The 18,469-nt window shown below is 72.4% G+C and carries 16 protein-coding genes; 6 read left to right on the forward strand and 10 right to left on the reverse strand.

From position 1 onward, the window contains the following. Window positions 1-85 precede the first annotated feature (85 nt). The gene (locus tag LQK89_RS05375) at window positions 86-358 is read right to left on the reverse strand and encodes a mycoredoxin (protein ID WP_058741668.1); all 273 of its coding nucleotides are present in this window, start codon (window positions 356-358) and stop codon (window positions 86-88) included. Window positions 359-417: 59 nt separating this feature from the next. Here LQK89_RS05375 and LQK89_RS05380 point away from each other — a divergent pair, with 59 nt between their 5' ends. Then, window positions 418-1,950, forward strand: a complete 1,533-nt coding sequence (locus tag LQK89_RS05380) for a CYTH domain-containing protein (RefSeq protein WP_231050412.1) — start codon at window positions 418-420, stop codon at window positions 1,948-1,950. Between the two features lie 95 nt (window positions 1,951-2,045). Here LQK89_RS05380 and LQK89_RS05385 read toward each other — a convergent pair whose 3' ends face one another. Further along, window positions 2,046-4,220 carry a S9 family peptidase gene (locus LQK89_RS05385; RefSeq protein ID WP_231050413.1) on the reverse strand — a complete coding sequence of 725 codons (2,175 nt, stop codon included), beginning with the start codon at window positions 4,218-4,220 and terminating at the stop codon, window positions 2,046-2,048. A gap of 9 nt (window positions 4,221-4,229) precedes the next feature. Then, window positions 4,230-5,360, reverse strand: coding sequence for a Fic family protein (locus LQK89_RS05390; protein ID WP_231050414.1), 1,131 nt, complete (start codon window positions 5,358-5,360; stop codon window positions 4,230-4,232). 348 nt (window positions 5,361-5,708) lie between these two features. On the opposite strand from LQK89_RS05390, the gene LQK89_RS05395 reads away from it, so the two are divergent. Further along, complete coding sequence (locus tag LQK89_RS05395; RefSeq protein ID WP_231050415.1) at window positions 5,709-6,908, forward strand: amidohydrolase; 1,200 nt, start codon at window positions 5,709-5,711, stop codon at window positions 6,906-6,908. Window positions 6,909-6,971: 63 nt separating this feature from the next. Here LQK89_RS05395 and LQK89_RS05400 read toward each other — a convergent pair whose 3' ends face one another. Continuing rightward, a complete protein-coding gene (locus LQK89_RS05400; RefSeq protein WP_058742579.1) occupies window positions 6,972-7,862 on the reverse strand; it encodes an aminodeoxychorismate lyase in 891 nt (296 codons plus the stop codon). Window positions 7,863-7,902: 40 nt separating this feature from the next. Further along, the gene (locus tag LQK89_RS05405; protein ID WP_174778588.1) at window positions 7,903-8,253 is read right to left on the reverse strand and encodes a tryptophan synthase subunit alpha; all 351 of its coding nucleotides are present in this window, start codon (window positions 8,251-8,253) and stop codon (window positions 7,903-7,905) included. Between the two features lie 64 nt (window positions 8,254-8,317). On the opposite strand from LQK89_RS05405, the gene LQK89_RS05410 reads away from it, so the two are divergent. Then, window positions 8,318-8,824 carry an 8-oxo-dGTP diphosphatase gene (locus tag LQK89_RS05410; protein WP_058742581.1) on the forward strand — a complete coding sequence of 169 codons (507 nt, stop codon included), beginning with the start codon at window positions 8,318-8,320 and terminating at the stop codon, window positions 8,822-8,824. A 21-nt stretch (window positions 8,825-8,845) separates the two neighbouring features. Here LQK89_RS05410 and LQK89_RS05415 read toward each other — a convergent pair whose 3' ends face one another. The 3 genes from LQK89_RS05415 to LQK89_RS05425 all read right to left on the reverse strand — a co-directional run bounded on the left by LQK89_RS05415 (window position 8,846) and on the right by LQK89_RS05425 (window position 12,487). Continuing rightward, complete coding sequence (locus LQK89_RS05415) at window positions 8,846-9,133, reverse strand: hypothetical protein (protein WP_058742582.1); 288 nt, start codon at window positions 9,131-9,133, stop codon at window positions 8,846-8,848. 30 nt (window positions 9,134-9,163) lie between these two features. Beyond that, window positions 9,164-10,720 (reverse strand): ABC transporter permease, encoded by a 1,557-nt coding sequence (locus tag LQK89_RS05420; RefSeq protein ID WP_231050416.1) that lies wholly within the window; start codon window positions 10,718-10,720, stop codon window positions 9,164-9,166. 78 nt (window positions 10,721-10,798) lie between these two features. Beyond that, window positions 10,799-12,487, reverse strand: a complete 1,689-nt coding sequence (locus tag LQK89_RS05425) for a cation:proton antiporter (RefSeq protein ID WP_141860790.1) — start codon at window positions 12,485-12,487, stop codon at window positions 10,799-10,801. A 116-nt stretch (window positions 12,488-12,603) separates the two neighbouring features. Between LQK89_RS05425 and LQK89_RS05430 the strand changes: the two genes are divergently transcribed. The 3 genes from LQK89_RS05430 to LQK89_RS05440 all read left to right on the forward strand — a co-directional run bounded on the left by LQK89_RS05430 (window position 12,604) and on the right by LQK89_RS05440 (window position 15,770). Beyond that, window positions 12,604-13,854: an inorganic phosphate transporter gene (locus LQK89_RS05430; protein WP_231050417.1), complete on the forward strand. Its 1,251-nt coding sequence runs from the start codon at window positions 12,604-12,606 to the stop codon at window positions 13,852-13,854. Next, complete coding sequence (locus LQK89_RS05435; protein WP_058742585.1) at window positions 13,854-14,150, forward strand: hypothetical protein; 297 nt, start codon at window positions 13,854-13,856, stop codon at window positions 14,148-14,150. The genes LQK89_RS05430 and LQK89_RS05435 overlap by 1 nt, the downstream gene beginning before the upstream one ends. Window positions 14,151-14,285: 135 nt before the next feature. Continuing rightward, a complete protein-coding gene (locus LQK89_RS05440; protein WP_144802101.1) occupies window positions 14,286-15,770 on the forward strand; it encodes an aspartate ammonia-lyase in 1,485 nt (494 codons plus the stop codon). Between the two features lie 140 nt (window positions 15,771-15,910). Here LQK89_RS05440 and LQK89_RS05445 read toward each other — a convergent pair whose 3' ends face one another. Together LQK89_RS05445 and LQK89_RS05450 are read right to left on the reverse strand one after the other, a co-directional pair. Continuing rightward, window positions 15,911-16,996 carry a YihY/virulence factor BrkB family protein gene (locus tag LQK89_RS05445; protein ID WP_231050418.1) on the reverse strand — a complete coding sequence of 362 codons (1,086 nt, stop codon included), beginning with the start codon at window positions 16,994-16,996 and terminating at the stop codon, window positions 15,911-15,913. Between the two features lie 98 nt (window positions 16,997-17,094). Continuing rightward, the gene (locus LQK89_RS05450) at window positions 17,095-18,411 is read right to left on the reverse strand and encodes an MFS transporter (RefSeq protein WP_175326215.1); all 1,317 of its coding nucleotides are present in this window, start codon (window positions 18,409-18,411) and stop codon (window positions 17,095-17,097) included. Window positions 18,412-18,469 lie beyond the last annotated feature (58 nt).

Below are 18,469 nucleotides of genomic sequence, written 5' to 3' on the forward strand. Positions count from 1 at the left end.
GACGTCGAACCACGGCTCTGGCCTGGTTCGACGTCGGTTTCCTGGTTCGTCGCGGGTGCGCGACTGCGGTGGCGGTGACCGCGGGTCAGATGCGGGACTGGACCTCGGCGAGCGAGGGGTTCGTCGCCGTGCTGCCGTCCGGGAACACCAGCGTCGGCACGGTCTGGTTGCCGCCGTTGACCTCGGCGACGAGCTCGGCCGTCCCGGGCGTGTGCTCGATGTCGACCTCGCGGAAGGGCACGCCGGCCTTCGTCATCTGGCTCTTCAACCGGGCGCAGTAGCCGCACCAGGTCGTGGTGAACATCGTGACGCCGCCGGCCTCCGGCACGAACGCGTCGCGGGTGATCGTCTCGCTCATGTCCACAGGCTAACCCGGCCGGTTCGGGGAACCCGGTGGCTCCTGGTAGACAGGAGCGCGTGACGGACACGCACCTCGAGATCGAGCGCACCTACGACCTGCCCGAGGGCGGGGACCTGCCGGACCTCATCGGCGTCGGCAGCATCCTGGCGACCGACCACCAGGCGCCGATCGCCCTCGACGCCACGTACTGGGACACCGAGCGCTACGACCTCGTCGCCGCCCGCGTCACCGTCCGCCGACGCACCGGCGGCGCCGACGCCGGCTGGCACATCAAGCGCGCGGCGTCCGACACCGTCCGGCACGAGCAGCACTTCCCCCTGACCGAGGACGCCGACGCCGTCCCGGACGCCGTCCTCGCCGCGCTCTTCACCGAGCGTCGCGGGCGCGGACTCCGCCCGGTCGTCCGCATCACGACGGCGCGCACGATCACCCGCCTCCTCGACGAGGACGGCGAGCAGGTCGCCGAGCTCGCGGACGACCGCGTCGCCGCGCAGCGCCTGGACGACGACGCGCCGACCACGCCGCGCACCTGGCGCGAGGTGGAGGTCGAGACCGTCGACGGCGTCGACGAGCAGGTCGCGCACGAGCTGTTCGCGGCCCTCGACGCGCGCTTCGCGGCCGTCGGCGCCGCCCCGGCCGCCGTCGCGTCCAAGCTGGCACGTGGGCTGGCAGGAGCACCGGCACCGCGCCTCCGGACCGCGGACAAGCCGGAGAAGGGCACCGCCGCCCGTGCGCTGACGAAGCGGCTCAAGAAGCTGCGCAGCAGCTGGCCCGAACAGGAGGCGCGGCTCCGCTCCGGCGAGCAGGCGGACCTCCGCGAGACGGCCCGGACCGCCCTCGGCATCGCCGCGGTGCTCGGCTCGTACCGACCCGCGTTCGCCGCGACCGAGGCGGCCGACCGCGCGGCCGAGGCCGCGGACGGCCTGGCGGCCGTGACGGCGCGGGCCGCACTCGCCGACTACCTGGTCGAGCGGCTGCCGTACGCGTCGTCCCCGGCGCAGGACCTGCTCGTCGACGCGATGACCCGGGAGCGCGTGCTCGCGGCCACACGGGAGCGTCGGGCCGTCGCCGTGCGCGAGGTCGTCGCGTTCCTGCACGGCGAGCCCTACCTCGAGTTGCTCGACGCCCTCGACGACGCGGTGGAACGCCCGGCGCCGACGGACTGGGCACTCCGGTCGCCGAAGCACGTCGCGCAGGACGTCACGGCGATCGAGAAGCCGCGGGTGCGGGAACTCGTGCAGCGCGCGGTGTCCGACGACGACGAGAGCGTGGGCCTGGTCGACCGCGAGGCCTCCGAGCGAGCTGCGACCGAGGACGCCTGGCGCGCGGCCACCCGGGCACGCGCGGCGATGGACGTGCTCGGCGACGACGCGTTCCCGCACGCGCTGTGGAAGCGGATCGGCGACGCGGCGGACGTGCTCACCGAGCGGGTGCGGTCCCTGCACGCCCTCGACGTGCTGCGGGTGCACTCGGGCATCGCCGAGCGCGGAGGCGAGGGCACCTTCGGCTACGGCGTGCTCGCGGGGGACCGCGTGCGCCTGGCGGAGGAGTCCTACGACCAGGCGGTGCACGCGCTCAACCGCGTGTGACGCCCGCGGAGCTGGGGCACGACTCCACGCGCGCAGCGACACTCCACGCGGCCGTCAGCCCGTGAGGTGTCGCTGAGCGTGTGCGATCGACGGACTCAGCCGGCGGCGATCGGCTCAGCGGACGCGGCGGCCGGGTTCACCTCGGCGAGCCCGAGGACGTCGAGGAGCCAGGCGAGCTCGAACGCCCGCTCCTTCCACGAGTCGTACCGGCCGCTCACCCCGCCGTGGCCCGCCGCCATCTCGGTCTTCAGGAGCACCGGCGCGCCGACCTCCCGCAGCTTGGCGGTCCACTTCGCGGGCTCGACGTAGAGCACCCGGGTGTCGTTGATCGACGTCACCGCCAGGATCCGCGGGTACTGCACGTCGTCGCGGACGTTCTCGTACGGCGTGTACTCGCTCATGTACCGGTAGACCTCGGGGTCGTGCAGCGGGTCGCCCCACTCGTCCCACTCGATCACGGTCAGGGGCAGGTCCGGGTCGAGGATGCTCGTCAGGGCGTCGACGAAGGGCACCGCGGCGAGGATCCCGGCGAAGCGCTCCGGCGCCAGGTTCGCGACGGCGCCCATCAGGAGTCCGCCCGCGCTGCCGCCCTCGGCGACGAGCCGGTCCGCACTCGTGCGCCCGGTGTCGATCAGGTGCTCGGCGACCGCGACGAAGTCGGTGAAGGTGTTCTTCTTCGTGAGGGTCTTGCCGTCCTCGTACCAGTGCCGGCCCAGCTCGCCGCCGCCGCGCACGTGCGCCACGGCGAACACGACGCCACGGTCGAGCATCGAGAGCCGCATGACGCTGAAGCCCGGGTCGATGGAGTGCTCGTACGAGCCGTAGCCGTACAGGTGCAGTGGGGCCGGACGGGTGGGGTCGACGGCGTCCCGGCGCCAGACGAGCGAGACCGGGACCTTCGTGCCGTCCGCCGCGGTCGCCCAGTCGCGCTCCTGCACGTAGTCGTCGGGGTCGTAGCCGCCGAGCACCGGCTGCCGCTTGAGGACCGTGACCTCGCCGGTCGCCAGGTCCAGGTCGCTCACCTCGGACGGCGTGACGAAGGACGTGTACCCGATCCGCAGCGTCGGCTGGTCCCACTCGGGGTTGCCGCCGAGCCCCGCGGAGAACAGGGCCTCGTCGAAGGGGACCTCGTGCGCGTCGCCGTAGCCGTCGCCCTCGATGGGGATGACCGCGACGCGGGGGAGCGCCTCGGACCGGTACTCGAGCGCCAGGTGGCCGGCGAAGGCGTCGACCGACTCGATCCGCCGCTCGGGGTGGTGTGCGACGACGACACGGCGGTCCTGCTCGGACGTCGGGTCGTCGGCCGGGACGTCGACGAGCTCGAAGTTCTCGGCGCCGTCGTTGTGCAGGACGAGGAACCGGTCGCTGCCGCCGACGATCGCGTGCTCGATCTCGTACTCGACGCCCTCGCGGCGCGGCCACACGACCTGGAACTCCCCGGTCGGGTCCGCCGCGTCGAGGACGAGTGCCTCGGACGTGATCTTCGACCCGAGCTCGATGACGATGTACTGCGACGACCGGGTGACCCCGACACCGACCCAGTAGCGGTCGTCCGGCTCCTCGAAGACCACGACGTCGTCCGCGGCCGCCGAGCCGACGGCGTGCCGCCAGATGCGGTCGGGTCGCCAGGACTCGTCGACGGTGGGGTAGAAGACGTAGCGGCCGGACGGGTCGAAGGTCGCGCCGCCGCCGGTGTTCGGGATCTCGTCGCCGAGGTCCTGCCCGGTGGTCAGGTCCCGGACGTGCAGCGTGTACCGCTCGTCGCCCTCGACGTCGACGCCGTAGACGAGCCGGGTGCCGTCGTCGCTCAGGTCGTAGCTGCCGAGCGAGAAGAAGTCGTGCCCCTCGGCGAGGGCGTTGCCGTCCAGGACGACCTCTTCCCCGGGCAGGGTGCCGTCTCCGTCGCCGACGCTCGGCGGCGTCCAGTCGTCCGGGCCGGCGATCGGGGCGCGGCAGTGCACCCCGTACTGGCTGCCCTCGGCCGTCCGCGTGAAGTACCACCAGCCGCCCATGCGCACCGGCACGGAGAGGTCGGTCTCCTGCACGCGGTTCTTGACCTCGGCGAAGATCCGGTCGCGGAGCGGTCCGAGGTGCTCGGTCGCCGCGTCGGTGTGGGCGTTCTCGGCCTCGAGGTACGCGAGCGTGTCCGGGGACTCCTTGTCGCGCAACCACTCGTAGTCGTCGACGAAGTCGATGCCGTGGTGGCTCCGGGTGACGGGCCGCTTCGCGGCGGACGGAGGGGTGGTGGCCTGGGCGTGCTCGCTGCTCACCGACCCAGCCTATGCGCCGCCCCCGGAGCGCCGCTCGTGCTCGAGTCGGCGCGACCGTGCCTCGACTCCGTCGCGCACTCGCTCCGTGAAGGCGTCGAGCTCCCGGACGACGGCCGGCGCGACCCACGCCCGCCGTCGCCGCCGCGTGGTGACCGGGCGGAGCGCGCCGGCGGCGCACAGGTCCTCGACCACGGCGTCGAGCGTCTCGGGCCCGGCGACCGGGTCCACCGCGGTGAGGAGCCGTTCGGCAGCGTCCTCTGTCAGCACCCCGTCGGTGTCGAGCCCGCGTCCGACCACGGCGTGCAGTCCCGTCGCGCACACCGTCGCCGCACGGTCGGACGCGGCCTCGGCGAGCAGGAGCCCCGTGACGAGGGCTTCGTCGGCGGCGGCCCCGAGGGCGATCGCGAGGTCGCGGACCCACTCGTCCACGGCGCCGTCCCGGTAGTGGTCGAGGTGCGCGAAGTAGCGGTCCCGGTCGGCGACGAGCGCGGCCGACACCGGTGCGTGGACGGTCCGGGTCACCCCGCGCCGCCGGAGCACCGCGGCGACGAGCGCCCGGCCGATCCGTCCGTTGCCGTCGGTGAAGGGGTGGATCGACTCGAACTGTGCGTGGGCGAGTGCCGCCTGCGCGACCGGGTGCAGGTCGTCGCGGTCGAGGAACGCGAACAGGTCCGCCATCAGTCCGGGCACGAGGTCCGGGGGCGGCGGCACGTGGGTGGCGAGCCGCGGCGTGACCCCGCCGCCGATCCAGTTCTGCACCGTCCGGTACCGGCCGGCGACCGGGCCGTCCACCGGGTCGTCGCGCAGCAGCCTGCGGTGCGCCGCGAGCAGGGCGTCCTCGTCGATCCGGCCCGCCCCGGCGGCGTCGACGAAGCCCTCGAGGGCCGCAGCGGCGTGCACCATCACGGTGGCGCTCGTGTTCGCCCGGACCCCGACGAGCGCCCGGGCGACGTCCTCGAGCCCCGCGGCCTCGTGCTCGATGCGGGACGAGGCGACGGCGTCCGTGCGGAGGAGCATGCTCCGGAGCGGCCCGGTGCCGTCCGCCTCGTCGAGGGCACGGAGCGCGAGGGTGGTCCGGGCGAGCAGCACGGCCGTGCCGTCGTCCGGTGCCCAGTCGAGGTCGGCGATCCGTGGCGGCACGGAGACGGAGACGGTGCGGAGCTCGCGGTCGGCACGGGGACCGCGTCCGTTGCTCCGCCACGGACGCTCCTCGCGCCGGTGCGACGGCCATCGCCGACCGTCCGGGACAGGGCCAGCAGCAGCTCCGGGGGCAGGGCCAACGGCAGCTCCAGGGGCAGGACCAGCCGCGGCACCGGAGGCAGGGCCAGCCGCAGCACCGGGGACAGGATCAGACACGGTCACGAGGGCTCCTCCGGGCTCGTCCGAGCGGGTGCCCCACGCACCCGGGACCGACGACGCTAGGACCCGCCGCCGCTCCACCGCCAGCAATCCACATGTCGCATGCACGGACGGACGTACCGTGGTGACATGCGCAACTCCTTCGTCGTCACCGGGGCGCACGTCGTCCCCGTCACCGCTCCGCAGTTCGACGGCGGCGCCGTCGTCGTCCAGGACGGCCGCATCACCGCGGTCGGCCCGGACGTCACCCCGCCGCCCGGCCTGCCCGTCGTGGATGCCGCCGGCGCCTGGCTCGTCCCCGGGTTCGTCGAGGCGCACGGCCACGTCGGCATCCACGAGGAGGCCAACGGCTGGGCCGGCAACGACACCAACGAGATGACCGACCCGAACACCGCGGCCGTCCGGGCGATCGACGCCGTGGACATCGACGACGAGGGCTTCCGCGACGCCCTTTCCGGCGGTATCACGAGCATCGTCGTGAAGCCCGGCTCCGGCAACCCGATCGGCGGCCAGACCGTCGCGATCAAGACCTGGGGCGGCCGCACCATCGACGAGCAGCTCATCTCCGACGCCGTGAGCGTGAAGAGCGCCCTCGGCGAGAACCCGAAGCGCGTGTACGGCGAGAAGGGGAAGACCCCGTCGACGCGCCTCGGCGTCGCGAAGGTCATCCGCGAGGCGTTCGTCGCCGCGCAGGACTACCGCGCCGCGCGGGACGCCGCGGCGGCGAAGGGGGAGCCCTTCACCCGCGACCTGACGAAGGAGACCCTGGTCCGGGTGCTCGACGGCGAGCTCGCCTGGGACCAGCACGTGCACCGGCACGACGACATCGCGACCGCCCTGCGCCTCGCCGACGAGTTCGGCTACCGGCTCGTCGTGAACCACGGGACCGAGGCGCACAAGATCGCCGACCTGCTCGCCGAACGGGACGTCCCGGTGATCTACGGCCCGCTCTTCACGAGCCGCTCGAAGGTCGAGCTCCGCGACCGCGGCATCCCGAACCTCGCGGTCCTCGCCGCCGCGGGCGTCCGGGTGGCGATCACGACCGACGCGCCCGTCGTACCGATCAACATGCTCGTCGACCAGGCCACCGCGGCCGTCAAGGAGGGGCTGCCCTGGCAGACCGCGCTCGAGGCGCTCACGGTCAACCCGGCCGACTTCCTCGGCTTCGGGGACCGCGTCGGTCGCATCGAGACCGGCTTCGACGCCGACCTCGTCCTGTGGGACGGCGACCCGCTCGACGCGACCAGCCGCGCGACGCGCGTCTGGATCGAGGGCGCGTCCGTCTTCGAGTGGGCCGACGGGACGGGCGTCACCACCCCGCGCTGGTGACCGGGAGGCGGACGGGAGGATCGTGGCGACCCCGCCAGGATCCTCCCGTCCGCCGCGTGGCGGCTACTGCTCGCGGGACAGCAGGAAGTCGTTGATGCGCTCGGTCATCGCCAGGTCCATCGCCCGGGTGACCCCGTTGACGGACCGGACCGGGGCCGCCTGGCGGACGCTCGAGAGCAGCCACAGGGCGTCCGCCGCCTCGAGGTCCGCGAGCGTGACCAGTTCGTACGACGTGGCGATCCCCTCGCCCTCGGCGAAGCGGAACACGTCGGCCTGCGTGGTGCCGGCGAGGATGCCGATGTCCGTCCGGGGCGTCACGAAACGCCCGTCGACGGCCATCACGAGGTTCGCGCGCGTGCCCTCGAGCACGTAGCCGTCCGTCGAGACGAAGAGCGCATCGTCCGCCCCGCGTCGCTCGGCCTCGCGCAGGGCGGCCATGTTCACCGCGTACGACAGCGTCTTCGCGCCCTGCAGCAGCCACGGCGAGGTGCGCTCGACGTCGTGCCGGTAGCCGCGATCGAGCGTGACGACCGCGATGCCCTCGGTGCGTGCGACGCTCTGGTCGCCGGACGGCGCCGCGTAGACCCAGCCGGTCGGGCGGCCGGAGCCCTCGACGCCCCGGGTCATGACGGTCTTCGCGAACGCCTCGTGCACGGGGTCGAGGCGGGCGCACACGGCCTCGATCGCCTGCCGCCAGGCGTCGACGTCCGGCTCCGGCAGGTCGAGCATGGCGGCGCTCCGGACGAACCGCGCCAGGTGCGGCTCGAGCGCCTGCGGGCGGCCGTCGACGACCGTGATCGTCTCGAAGACCCCGTCGCCGCGGATCGCCCCGAGGTCCTGGACCTGCAGGTGCTCCTCGAGCGGCTTCGCCCACGTGTACGCGTCGGCCGACGGGTCGTGGGGGTCGGCGTGCCGCGAGGGCTGGTTGAGGACGGCGAGGACGGTGTCGGTCATGCCCCCATCCAACCGCAGGTCGGTCGGCCCGGAGCGCAGGTCAGTGGTCGCCGGGCAGCGCGCCCATGAGCTTCCACACCGCGGGGGTCAGCTCGGGGTGCAGCAGGGCGATGCGGCGCAGCCGGTGGTACTCCTCGCCGAGCTCGGTGCCGTGCCCGGAGGCCGGGTGCACCGCCCAGTGCGCGCTCCGCTGCCCGATCGCGGCGTCGAGCTCGACGGACTCGGCCTGCAGGATCAGCACGACCTGCTCGTCGACGGTGGGCAGGAGCGGCATGAACTCCCACGGGTCCTCGCCCGCGCGGCTGCGGTGTTCGACGAGCACCGCGATCTCCTCGGCGGCCTCGGCGCGCAGCACTTCGAGGCTGCGCCCGGTCCTGCGGGGCTCAGCCATGGTGCCCCCGCAGCACGCCTGCCATGGGATCAGCGTACGGCAGATCGTCCGACAGACTGGACGCGTGACCGAGCGCGACGAGAGCAAGTCCCAGCATGCCCCGGTGGTCGTCGTGTACCTGCTCCGCGACGGCGACGCCGGCCCGGAGGTCCTGCTCGGCGAGAAGCGGCGCGGGCTCGGGACGGGCCGCCTGGTCGGTCCGGGCGGCAAGCGCGAGACCGGCGAGCCGCCGGTGGCGGCCGCCGTGCGCGAGGTGCAGGAGGAGGTCGGCCTGCGGCTCGACCCCGCCGACCTGGAGGCTCGTGGCACGTTGGACTACCGGTTCCCGTACCGTCCGTCCTGGTCCCAGGTCTCGGACGTGTTCGTCTGCCGCCGTTGGCACGGCAGCCCGTCGGGCAGCGACGAGCTCGAGCCGCGGTGGATCCCGGTCGACGCCGTCCCGTACGACGCGATGTGGGACGACGCGCGCTACTGGCTGCCGGCCGTGCTCGCCGGGGGAGCGGTGGACGCGCGCTTCACCTTCGCCGAGGACAACGCGACGGTGTCCGGCTTCAGCGGCACCGGGGTCTGACAGCGGGACCCGTCGGCGACCTCAGCGCTGCGCCTGGGTGCGGGTGCTGCCGGTCCGCGCCTCTTCCGCGGCGGCTATGACCTCGGCGTCACCGCTCCGGCCGCCGAGCGGGCGCACGAAGAAGTCCACGATGCCGACCGCGATCGCGGCGAGCACGGCGAACATCGCCCAGCCGACGAACAGCCCGGCGACGTTCCGCCCGTCGGCGGGAGCGAGGACCACGCTCGTGACCCAGAGCCCTGCGGCGAGCACGAGGAACACGACGACGGCGGTGACGAGCGTGCGGTGCCAGACGGTGCGGGAGTCCATCGCGCCAGGATACGCCGGAGCAGGCGTCACTCAGCGCTCCGCGTGCCGCCCGTGCTGCGGCTCCGGGGTGCGTGACGCGTCCGTCCGCGGGACGGGACGCGTGCGCGGGCCGTTCCCCGCGCCTCCCGGCCGCCCTGGACCGGACCGGTCCGCCGGACGCACCACGGGGATCCGGCCCGTCTGCGGTGCCTGCCCCTCGAGCCCGTCCCGGCCACCCGTGAAGACGTCGCCGCCGACGCGGTCGTCCTCCCAGTCGTCGTCGCGCAGGACGCTCAGCGTGCCGGTCTCGGTCGAGGTCAGCCCGTGCCGCTCGAGCTCGGCGTCGCGCTGCTTGCCCAGGAACTCGCGGTTGGCGTTCTGGGCGTCCTGGAACATCGTCGTGCGGCCGTTCACGATCGCCGCGATCCGCCGCCGTTCCCAGAGCTTCTTGCCGAAGAACATCAGCACGAGCCCGGCCGCGGCGTAGCAGGCCATCGTGAGCAGGCCGCGGCCGAAGCCCGGGCCGACGCCGTAGATCTCGTGCTTGATCATGTCGACCATGCTCGAGCCGACGACGACGTTGTTCAGCCACGCGAACGGCTCCGGCATGAACCACTTCGGGTACGCACCGCCGGAGGACGGCATCGACAGGAAGACGAAGCAGATCATCGCGGGGGCGGCGATGAACCGGCCGACGAAGTAGCTCAGGCCGTTCACGGCCAGGCCGATCGCGACGATCCAGCCCCAGGCGATCAGGACGAGTTCGATCCAGTGGCCCTGGATCGCGCCGACGACCGGGCCGGCGAGCGTGTTCGTGATGAGCGAGATGACCAGGCCGCCGACGACGATGACCGTCATCCGGGTGCGGTGCCGGAGCGGGCCGCCCATGATGCCGATGAACATCGCGACCATGTAGCCGCCGATGCACCATGCGAGCATGACGTACATCGCGACGGTGCCGTACTCGTCGTACGCGGGCAGGGGTGCGAGTTCGGTGACGGTCGGGGCGGCGGCTCCGGTCGCGGTGAGGACGCTCGTCAGTGTCGCCGGGACGAGCGAGGCCACCTGGAACTGGTGCGCGCTGGCCTTGAACACCTCGTTCGTCGACGGGTCGTACGCCACCGCCATCGTCCCGGCGAGCACGTCGCGCTTCGCCTGGGCCAGCGAGTCGTACAGGTGGAACACGTACTCGCCCGGCAGTGCCTTGTCGACGGCGGCAACGAGCGTCGGGTCGCTGCCGACGAGCGCCACGGGCACGTCGTGCGGGTGCGGGGCGTGGAACGCGAAGACGTAGCAGAGGCAGAAGCCGACGATGAAGAACAGCGGCATCCAGAGCTGCAGGCCGATGAGCTGCAGCGACGGGTGCAGCGTGCCGTACCAGCGGCGGTAGCGGCTGATCCGCTGCGGCTCCGGCACGGGCGCCTGGCGGACCGGGGTGGCGCGTGCGCCGGTCGACCGGCTCCCGGCGACCGGGGCACCGCGGCGGGGCTTCGAGCCGCCCCGCGTGGAGGGCCGGGTCTGCCGGGGCTTCGGCGCGGCGGTGCGCGGCGCTCCGTCTCGATCAGGGAGGTCGTGGTTCCTGGGGACGTCGTTCCGCGGCTCGCTCACTCGGCGCTGTGCTCCTTCTGCTGGTCGGAGCGTCACGATACGCCCGGTGCACTCACCGTGCGCCGAGAGCGGGGAACGTCAGGAGCGGCTGCGGGACGCCTGGGCCGAGTCCATCGCGAGTTCCTCGGCGTCGAGCGTCACGAGCACGCGGCGCATGACCTCCTCGTCGAGGTTCCCCTTCTCGCGCTCCTCGAGCACGATCTCCCGCCGTCGGTCGAGCAGCTCGCGCCGGATGTCCTGGATCTGCGCGCCCCGGAGGCGCATCGGGGCGTTGCGTTCCTCGTCCTCCTCTTCCTCGGCGTCGCGGCGGAAGGTCTCGGCCTGGCGCTCGAGCCGGGCCTTGAGGCGGTTCACCACCGAGTCGACGGCCGCGGCCCCGTACTGCTCCGACCACGCCGGCCGACGTCGCTCGAGCAGCGCGATGGCCGCCTCTGTCGTCCGTTGGTTCAGGCGCATCTCGCTGCGGACGTCCTCCTCGCCCTCGCCGGGGTCCTGCACGCGGAGCGCCCGGATCACGAACGGCAGCGTCAGGCCCTGCAGCAGGAGCGTGCCGACGGTCACGACGAACGCGATGATGAAGATCGTGTCCTGCGCCTTGATCTGCACGGGGTCGGCCACGACGGCGACCGCGGCCGCGAGCGTCACCACGCCGCGCATGCCGGTCCACGAGATGACGAGCAGCTCCCGCCAGTTGAGCTTCGGTTCCGCGGAGCCCCGCAACCACCGCAGCGACGGGTGTCCGCGGGACAGACGGATGCGCAGCGGCCGGAGCCACCGTCCGTTGAAGCGGTTCCGCACGTACGACTCGAACACGAACAGCGGGCGGACCAGGATCACGACGAGGAGCACGACGGCGGCCGCGGTGAGCGTCTGCGTCAGGCTCCGGTCGCTCTCGAGGAGGTCCTGCACCACGGTCTTCAGCTGCAGGCCGATGAGCGCGAAGACGAACCCCTCGAGGATGACGTCGATGCTCGTCCACAGCGGACGTTCCTGCAGCCGGGTGGCGTAGCCCTCCTTCGGCGAGTTGTAGCCGATGTACAGGCCCGCCGTGACGACCGCGATGACCCCGGACCCGGACAGGTGCTCGGCGAGGACGTACGCGACGAAGGGCAGCAGGATGCTCATGATCGTCTCGACCACGGGGTCGTTGATGCGCATCCGGATCCAGTGCACCGCGACGCCGAGCACGATCCCGACCGCGAAGCCGACGCCGATCGCGAGCCCGAAGATCCCGAGGTCCTGCCAGATCGTCAGCGAGGTGCCCGCGGCGATGAGCGTGAAGACCCGCACGAGCGTCAGCGACGCCGCGTCGTTGATCAGGCTCTCGCCGGACAGCACCGTCATCACCCGGCGGGGGAGTCCGAGCTTCCGGCCGATGGACGCCGCGGACACCGCGTCCGGCGGGGCGACGACGGCACCGAGCAGGATCGCCGCGGGCCAGTCCATGTCCGGGATGAGCAGGTAGGCGGCGACCGCGACCGCGAGGGCCGTGATGATGACGAGGAAGATCCCGAGGCGTCGGATCTGCTTGATCGACTGCCGGAAGCTCTGCCACGACACGTCGAGTGCCGCCGAGTACAGCAGCGGCGGCAGGACCACCGTCAGGATCACCTCGGAGTCGATCGTGATCTCGGGCAGGCCGGGGACGAACGAGACCGCGAGGGCGACCGCCGTCACGAGCAGCGGCGCGGGGAGGCCCTTCGCCCGCGCGAACCCGGTCACCGCGAGGGAACCGATCAGCAGGATGAGGAGTTCCGCGGTGTCCATGACCGCCATCCTCCCATCCGGGTCGTACCGAACCTGAACGACCCCGCAGGCGTGGTGAACACCGGGTGAACGGCAGGGTTTGTGCTCAGCGGTCCGGCCTGGGACACTTTCCCGCGGTGGACATCACACTCATAGTCGTCCTGGTCATCGCGTTGGCCCTGTTCTTCGACTTCACAAACGGTTTTCACGACACCGCCAACGCGATGGCGACGCCGATCGCCACGGGCGCCATGAAGCCCAAGGTGGCGGTCACGGTCGCCGCGGTGCTCAACCTGATCGGCGCGTTCCTCAGCACCGCCGTCGCGACGTCGATCTCGCACGGGCTGATCAACGAGGGCCCGGGCGGGGTCGCGATCACGCCCGAGATGATCTTCGCCGGACTCATCGGCGCGGTGGTCTGGAACATGATCACGTGGCTGCGCGGTCTGCCGTCGTCGTCCTCGCACGCACTGTTCGGCGGGCTCATCGGCGCGGCGATCGTCGGCGCCGGCTTCGGGGCGGTGAACTACGCCGCCCTCCTGACCGTCGTCATCATCCCGGCGTTCCTGTCCCCGGTGATCGCGGCGCTCGTCTCGCTCCTCGCGACCCGCATCGCCTACCGCGTCACGCGCCGTCCGGTCTTCCCGAACGAGCGCGGCGGCTTCCGGATCGGGCAGGTCTTCACGAGCTCGATGGTGTCGCTCGCGCACGGCACGAACGACGCGCAGAAGACGATGGGCGTCATCACGCTGACGCTGATCGCCTCCGGTGCGCAGTCCGCCGACTCCGGCGTGCAGTTCTGGGTCATCGTCGCCTGTGCGCTCGCGATCGCCCTCGGCACCTACACCGGCGGCTGGCGGATCATCCGCACGCTCGGGTCCGGCATCACCGAGATCCGCGCGACGCAGGGCTTCGCGGCCGAGGCGTCCACCGCCGCCACCATCCTGGCGTCGAGTCACCTCGGCTTCGCGCTCTCCACCACGCAGGTGTCGTCCGGCTCGATCATCGGCGCCGGCCTCGGTCGCCGTGGCTCGAAGATCCAGTGGTCGACCGCGGGCAAGATCGTCATCGCGTGGTTCATCACGCTCCCCGCCGCCGCGGCGGTCGGCGCGGTCGCCTCGGGCATCGCGCTCCTCGGCGTCACCGGGCTCGTCATCGACGCGGTCATCGGTGCCGCGGTGATCCTCGGCCTGTACCTGTGGTCGCTGCGGAAGCCCCACGAGCAGGCGATCGAGGTGGACGTGGCTGCGAACGCGGTGCTCACGCGCAAGGAGCTCCGCGACATGCAGCGCAAGAAGCGCGCTGCCCGGGTCGCCGAGCGCCGCGCCGAGCTGAGCCGCGAGCGCACCCTGCGCCGCATGGCCGGACGGAACGGAGGACGTCGCTGATGGGCATCGACTGGTTCGCATTCCTGACCGTCGCGATCGTCGCGGTCGTCTCCGCGTGCTTCGTGGTCCTCGTCTACTCGATCGGCCTGCGCCTCTGGAGCGCCGCCGACACCCGCGCCGGCAAGTACACCGTCAAGGACGACGGCACGGTCGGCCCGGCCACCGCCGGCTTCCCCCAACCGGGCGTGGTGCAGCCCGGCGTGCGCGCGTTCCGCGCGCTCGCCGTCGCCTGCTTCGCGGTCTCCGGCATCGCCGTGCTCTACGGGATCTACCTGATCGTCCCGCAGTTCCACTGACGCGGGTCGCGGTCGCGACCACCGGAAGGACGGGAGGCCCGTGGCGACGCCGCCACGGGCCTCCCGTCCGTCCCACGGTCACCACGCGCACCCGCCTGCCGGACCCGACCGGCCGGACGGGCTAGCCTCGGACGGGTGACCGGCAACGAAGCACCACGAACCCGCACCGAGACCGACTCCCTGGGGTCCCGCGAGGTCCCCGCCGACGCCTACTGGGGCATCAACACCCTGCGGGCGAAGGAGAACTTCCCGATCACCTCGGTGCCGATCGCGGTGTACCCGGACCTGGTCGAGGCGCTCGCGACCGTCAAGCAGGCGGCCGCCCGGGCGAACAAGGCGATCGGCGTGCTCGACGCGGAGCGTGCGGACGCGATCGACCGGGCCGCACAGGAGGTCCGCGACGGTGCCCTGCGTGACCAGTTCGTCGTCGACATCGTCCAGGGCGGTGCCGGGACCTCGACGAACATGAACACGAACGAGGTGCTCGCGAACCGGGCCCTCGAGCTCCTCGGCCGCGAGAAGGGCGACTACGGGTACCTGCACCCGATCGACCACGTCAACCGCAGCCAGTCGACGAACGACACCTACCCGACGAGCATCAAGCTCGCGATGATCCTCGGCGTGCAGCGACTCGTCGAGCAGCTCACCCTGCTGTCCGACGCGTTCGCCGAGCGCGGTCACGCGTTCGCCGACGTCCTGAAGATCGGGCGCACCCAGCTGCAGGACGCCGTGCCGATGACCCTCGGGCAGGAGTTCACCGGCTTCGCGCACACCATCCAGGAGGACGTGCTCCTGCTGCGCACCGTGATGCCGCTGCTCGCGGAGACGAACCTCGGGGCGACGGCGATCGGCACGGGCATCACCGCCGACCCGCAGTACCGGGACGAGGTGCGCCGGCAGCTCCAGGTCGCGAGCGGGCTGGACATCGTGACGGCCCCGGACCTCATCGAGGCGACGAGCGACGCCGGGGCGTTCATGACGCTGTCCGGCACCGTGAAGCGCAGCGCCGCCAAGCTCTCGAAGATCTGCAACGACCTGCGGCTGCTCGCCTCGGGTCCGCAGGCCGGCCTGGGCGAGATCACGCTCCCGGCACGCCAGGCGGGGTCGTCGATCATGCCCGGCAAGGTCAACCCGGTGATCCCCGAGGTCGTGAACCAGATCGCGTTCGCCGTCGCCGGGGCGGACACCACCGTGACGATGGCGGCAGAGGGCGGGCAGCTGCAGCTCAACGCCTTCGAACCGATCATCGCGCACTCGATCCTGCAGTCGCTGCAGTGGATGGCGAGCGGGTGCGCGACGCTCCGGATCAACTGCGTCACCGGGATCCAGGCGAACGAGGCGAAGCTCGCGGCGCAGGTCGACACGAACGTCGGCGTCGTCACCGCGCTGACGCCGTACATCGGCTACGCGGCGGCGGCGTCGATCGCGCACACGGCGCTGACCACCTCGACGCCGATCGCGACGCTCGTCACCGCGGCGGGGCTGATGGACGAGGACCAGGTCCAGCGCGTCCTGAGCCCGGCGCGCCTGTCGGGCATCGAGCTGGCCACCGGCGCCATCCCGGTCATCACCGAGGAGATGTTGGACGCCGAGGCCGCCCGGATGCACCGCGAGCGCTGAGCCGCTCGCCCGTTCCCCGTTGCCCGTTCCCCGGTTCCCGTTTCGCAAAACGCAACGTCGGCGGTTTCTCGCATCGACATTCCGCTGCGAGGAACCGCCCACGTTGCGTCTTGCGGGCAGCCCCCCGCCGGGCCGCCGCGCTACGGCAGGGGACGCTCGCCGGCCCGGACCTGCCGGGACATCTCCCGCAGGTGCTCGGCGACGGGGTCGGGCTCGTCGTCCTCGGCCGCCCGCTCGAGCGCCGCGGTCCGGACGTCCTGGGCGGCCCGGATGTCCTGGTCCCGCCACCGCGCGAGCGTGAAGTTCCGCGTGACGTCCCGGAGCGGCAGCCGGATCGACTCGTCCGCCTCGATGCCGGCGAGCAGCTGGCGCATCCGGATCACCTCGGAGTCGAGTTCCCCGCCGACGACGAGCACGAAGTTCGAGATGTACAGGTAGACGAGCAGCAGGATCGCGCCACCGAGCCACCCGTACGCCCGGTTCCCACCCCCGCCGATGGTCTCGACGTAGACCGAGAAGCCCAGGGTCGCGAGCGCCCACGTCACGATCGCGAACCCGGCGCCGGCGGACACCCAGCGCAGCTGCGGCGTCTTCACGTTCGGCGTCGCGTAGTACAGCACCGCGACCATCACGACGAGGTCGACCGCGAGGACCGGCCACTTCGCCACGTTCCACACGTCGTCGATCCAGGGCGCCCACCCGAGCTGCCGGATGATCGCCGCGGAGATCGTGGGGGTGCCGAGCAGGATGACGATCGCGATCGCCCCGCCGACCATCACGAGCAGCGTGACGAGGAGCATCATCGACCGGAACTTCCAGATCCGCCGCCCCTCCTCGACCTCGTACGCGGTGTTCATCGCCCGGCCGAACGCGGTCGCGTACCCGGACAGCGACCACAGCGTCAGCACGACCCCGATCGAGAAGCCGAGCCACGGGTTGTCGAGCGTCAACAGCTGCCGGAGCGGTCCCTCGAGGTGCTGCGCGGTCTCCGGACGAACGATGAACCCGAGCACCTGCACGACGTCGGTCAGGCTGTCACCCTGCCGGTCCACGACGGACAGTGCGGACACCACCGCGAGGGCGGTCGGGAACACCGTCAGCAGGGCGAAGAACGTCAGCGAGGCGGCGGCGTCCACGACGCGGTGCCGGATCACGGAGTGGTAGGTGCGCCGGACGACCGCGCGGATCCCGGTCCGCTGCAGGTCGCGCGAGGCGCTGTCGGGCATGCGATGTACGGTACCCGACCCCGTACCGGCCTGGAGGATCGTGGCGACCCCGCCACGCGCCTCCCGTCCGTCCCCTGGTCGCACCGCGGGCGGCGCCCTCAGTTCGCGTGCGGGTCCAGCGCGTCGTAGCGGCGGAAGGACGGCACGAGCCGGAGCAGCAGCGCGACCAAGCCGATGATGAGCACGCCGCCGACGACCGGCGGGTACGCGATCCCTGCCGCGACGACCAGTCCGGCGTACAGGTCACCGAGCCGCGGACCACCGGTGACGACCACGATGAAGATGCCCTGCAGACGGCCGCGCATCCCGTCCGGCGACGCCGCCTGCAGGATCGTGTTGCGGAAGACCGAGCTGACGTTGTCCGCCCCGCCCGCCAGCGCCAGGAACAGCGCGGCCAGCCCGAGCGCCGGCAGGATCTCGACGCCGAACGCCTCGCCCGACCGGCCGCCGAGCACGTGCGCCAGCGCGATGACCACGCCGAACGCGGCGATCGCGCCGCCGTAGGCCGTGATCGCCCAACCGACCGCCTCGCCCTGGCGGCGTACGTGCCCGAGCGGGCCGGAGAACACGCTCGACAGCAACGCGCCGACGGCGTACGCGGCGGTGAGCGTGCCGACCGTGATCGACCCGCCGCCGATGACGAGCGCGCCGATCGCGGGGAAGAGCACGCGAGGCTGCCCGAACGTCATCGCGACGATGTCGAGCACGAACGTCATGGTGATGTTGCGGGAGCGTCGGAGGAACCGCGCACCCTCGATCAGCGAGCCGAGCCCGGGCTTCAGGGCACCGTGCTCCGCCGCCATCCGGGGAAGCGTGAAGACCCCGAGGAACGCGAACGTGAACAGGACGACGTCGATCGTGTACGTGGGGGCGAACCCGACGCTCGCGATCAGCACGCCGGCGATCGCGGGCCCGACGGTGACCTGGAAGCCGGACGCGATGCCGCCGAGGGCGCTCGCCGCGGGGAGCAGGTCGGTACCGACGAGCCGCGGGACGATCGCGGACCGGGACGCGTTGCTGACCGTGGCCGCGACGGCGTTCACGGTCGCGAGGACGTAGAGGAGCGCGACGCTGTGCAGTCCGAGCCAGGCGTGCGTCGCGATGAGGGCGACCGCGGCCCACGCGACGATCGCGGACACCAGGGCGACGAGCCGCCGGTCGAACGCGTCCGCGAGCATCCCGCCGTAGAGTCCCGCGACGATCATCGGGACGAGGGCGATGACGCCGACGAGGGCCACCGCGAAGGTGGAGTGGGTGATCTCGTAGACCTCGAGCCCGACCGCGACGGTGGTCATCTGCGTGCCGATGCCGGCGATCGCCGTGCCGGCCCACAGCCGCGCGAACGCGGGGGAGCGGCGGAGCGGCGTGAGGTCGGCGAGCAGGCGGCGGCGCGGGGCGGTGTCGGATCGTGTCACGGTGGAACCATTCTGGGGCCTCGGCGGGCTGGACGGCGATGCCCGCGCGAACTGGTTG

It is taken from the genome of Curtobacterium sp. C1, from assembly GCF_021049325.1.
Classification (GTDB): domain Bacteria; phylum Actinomycetota; class Actinomycetes; order Actinomycetales; family Microbacteriaceae; genus Curtobacterium; species Curtobacterium citreum.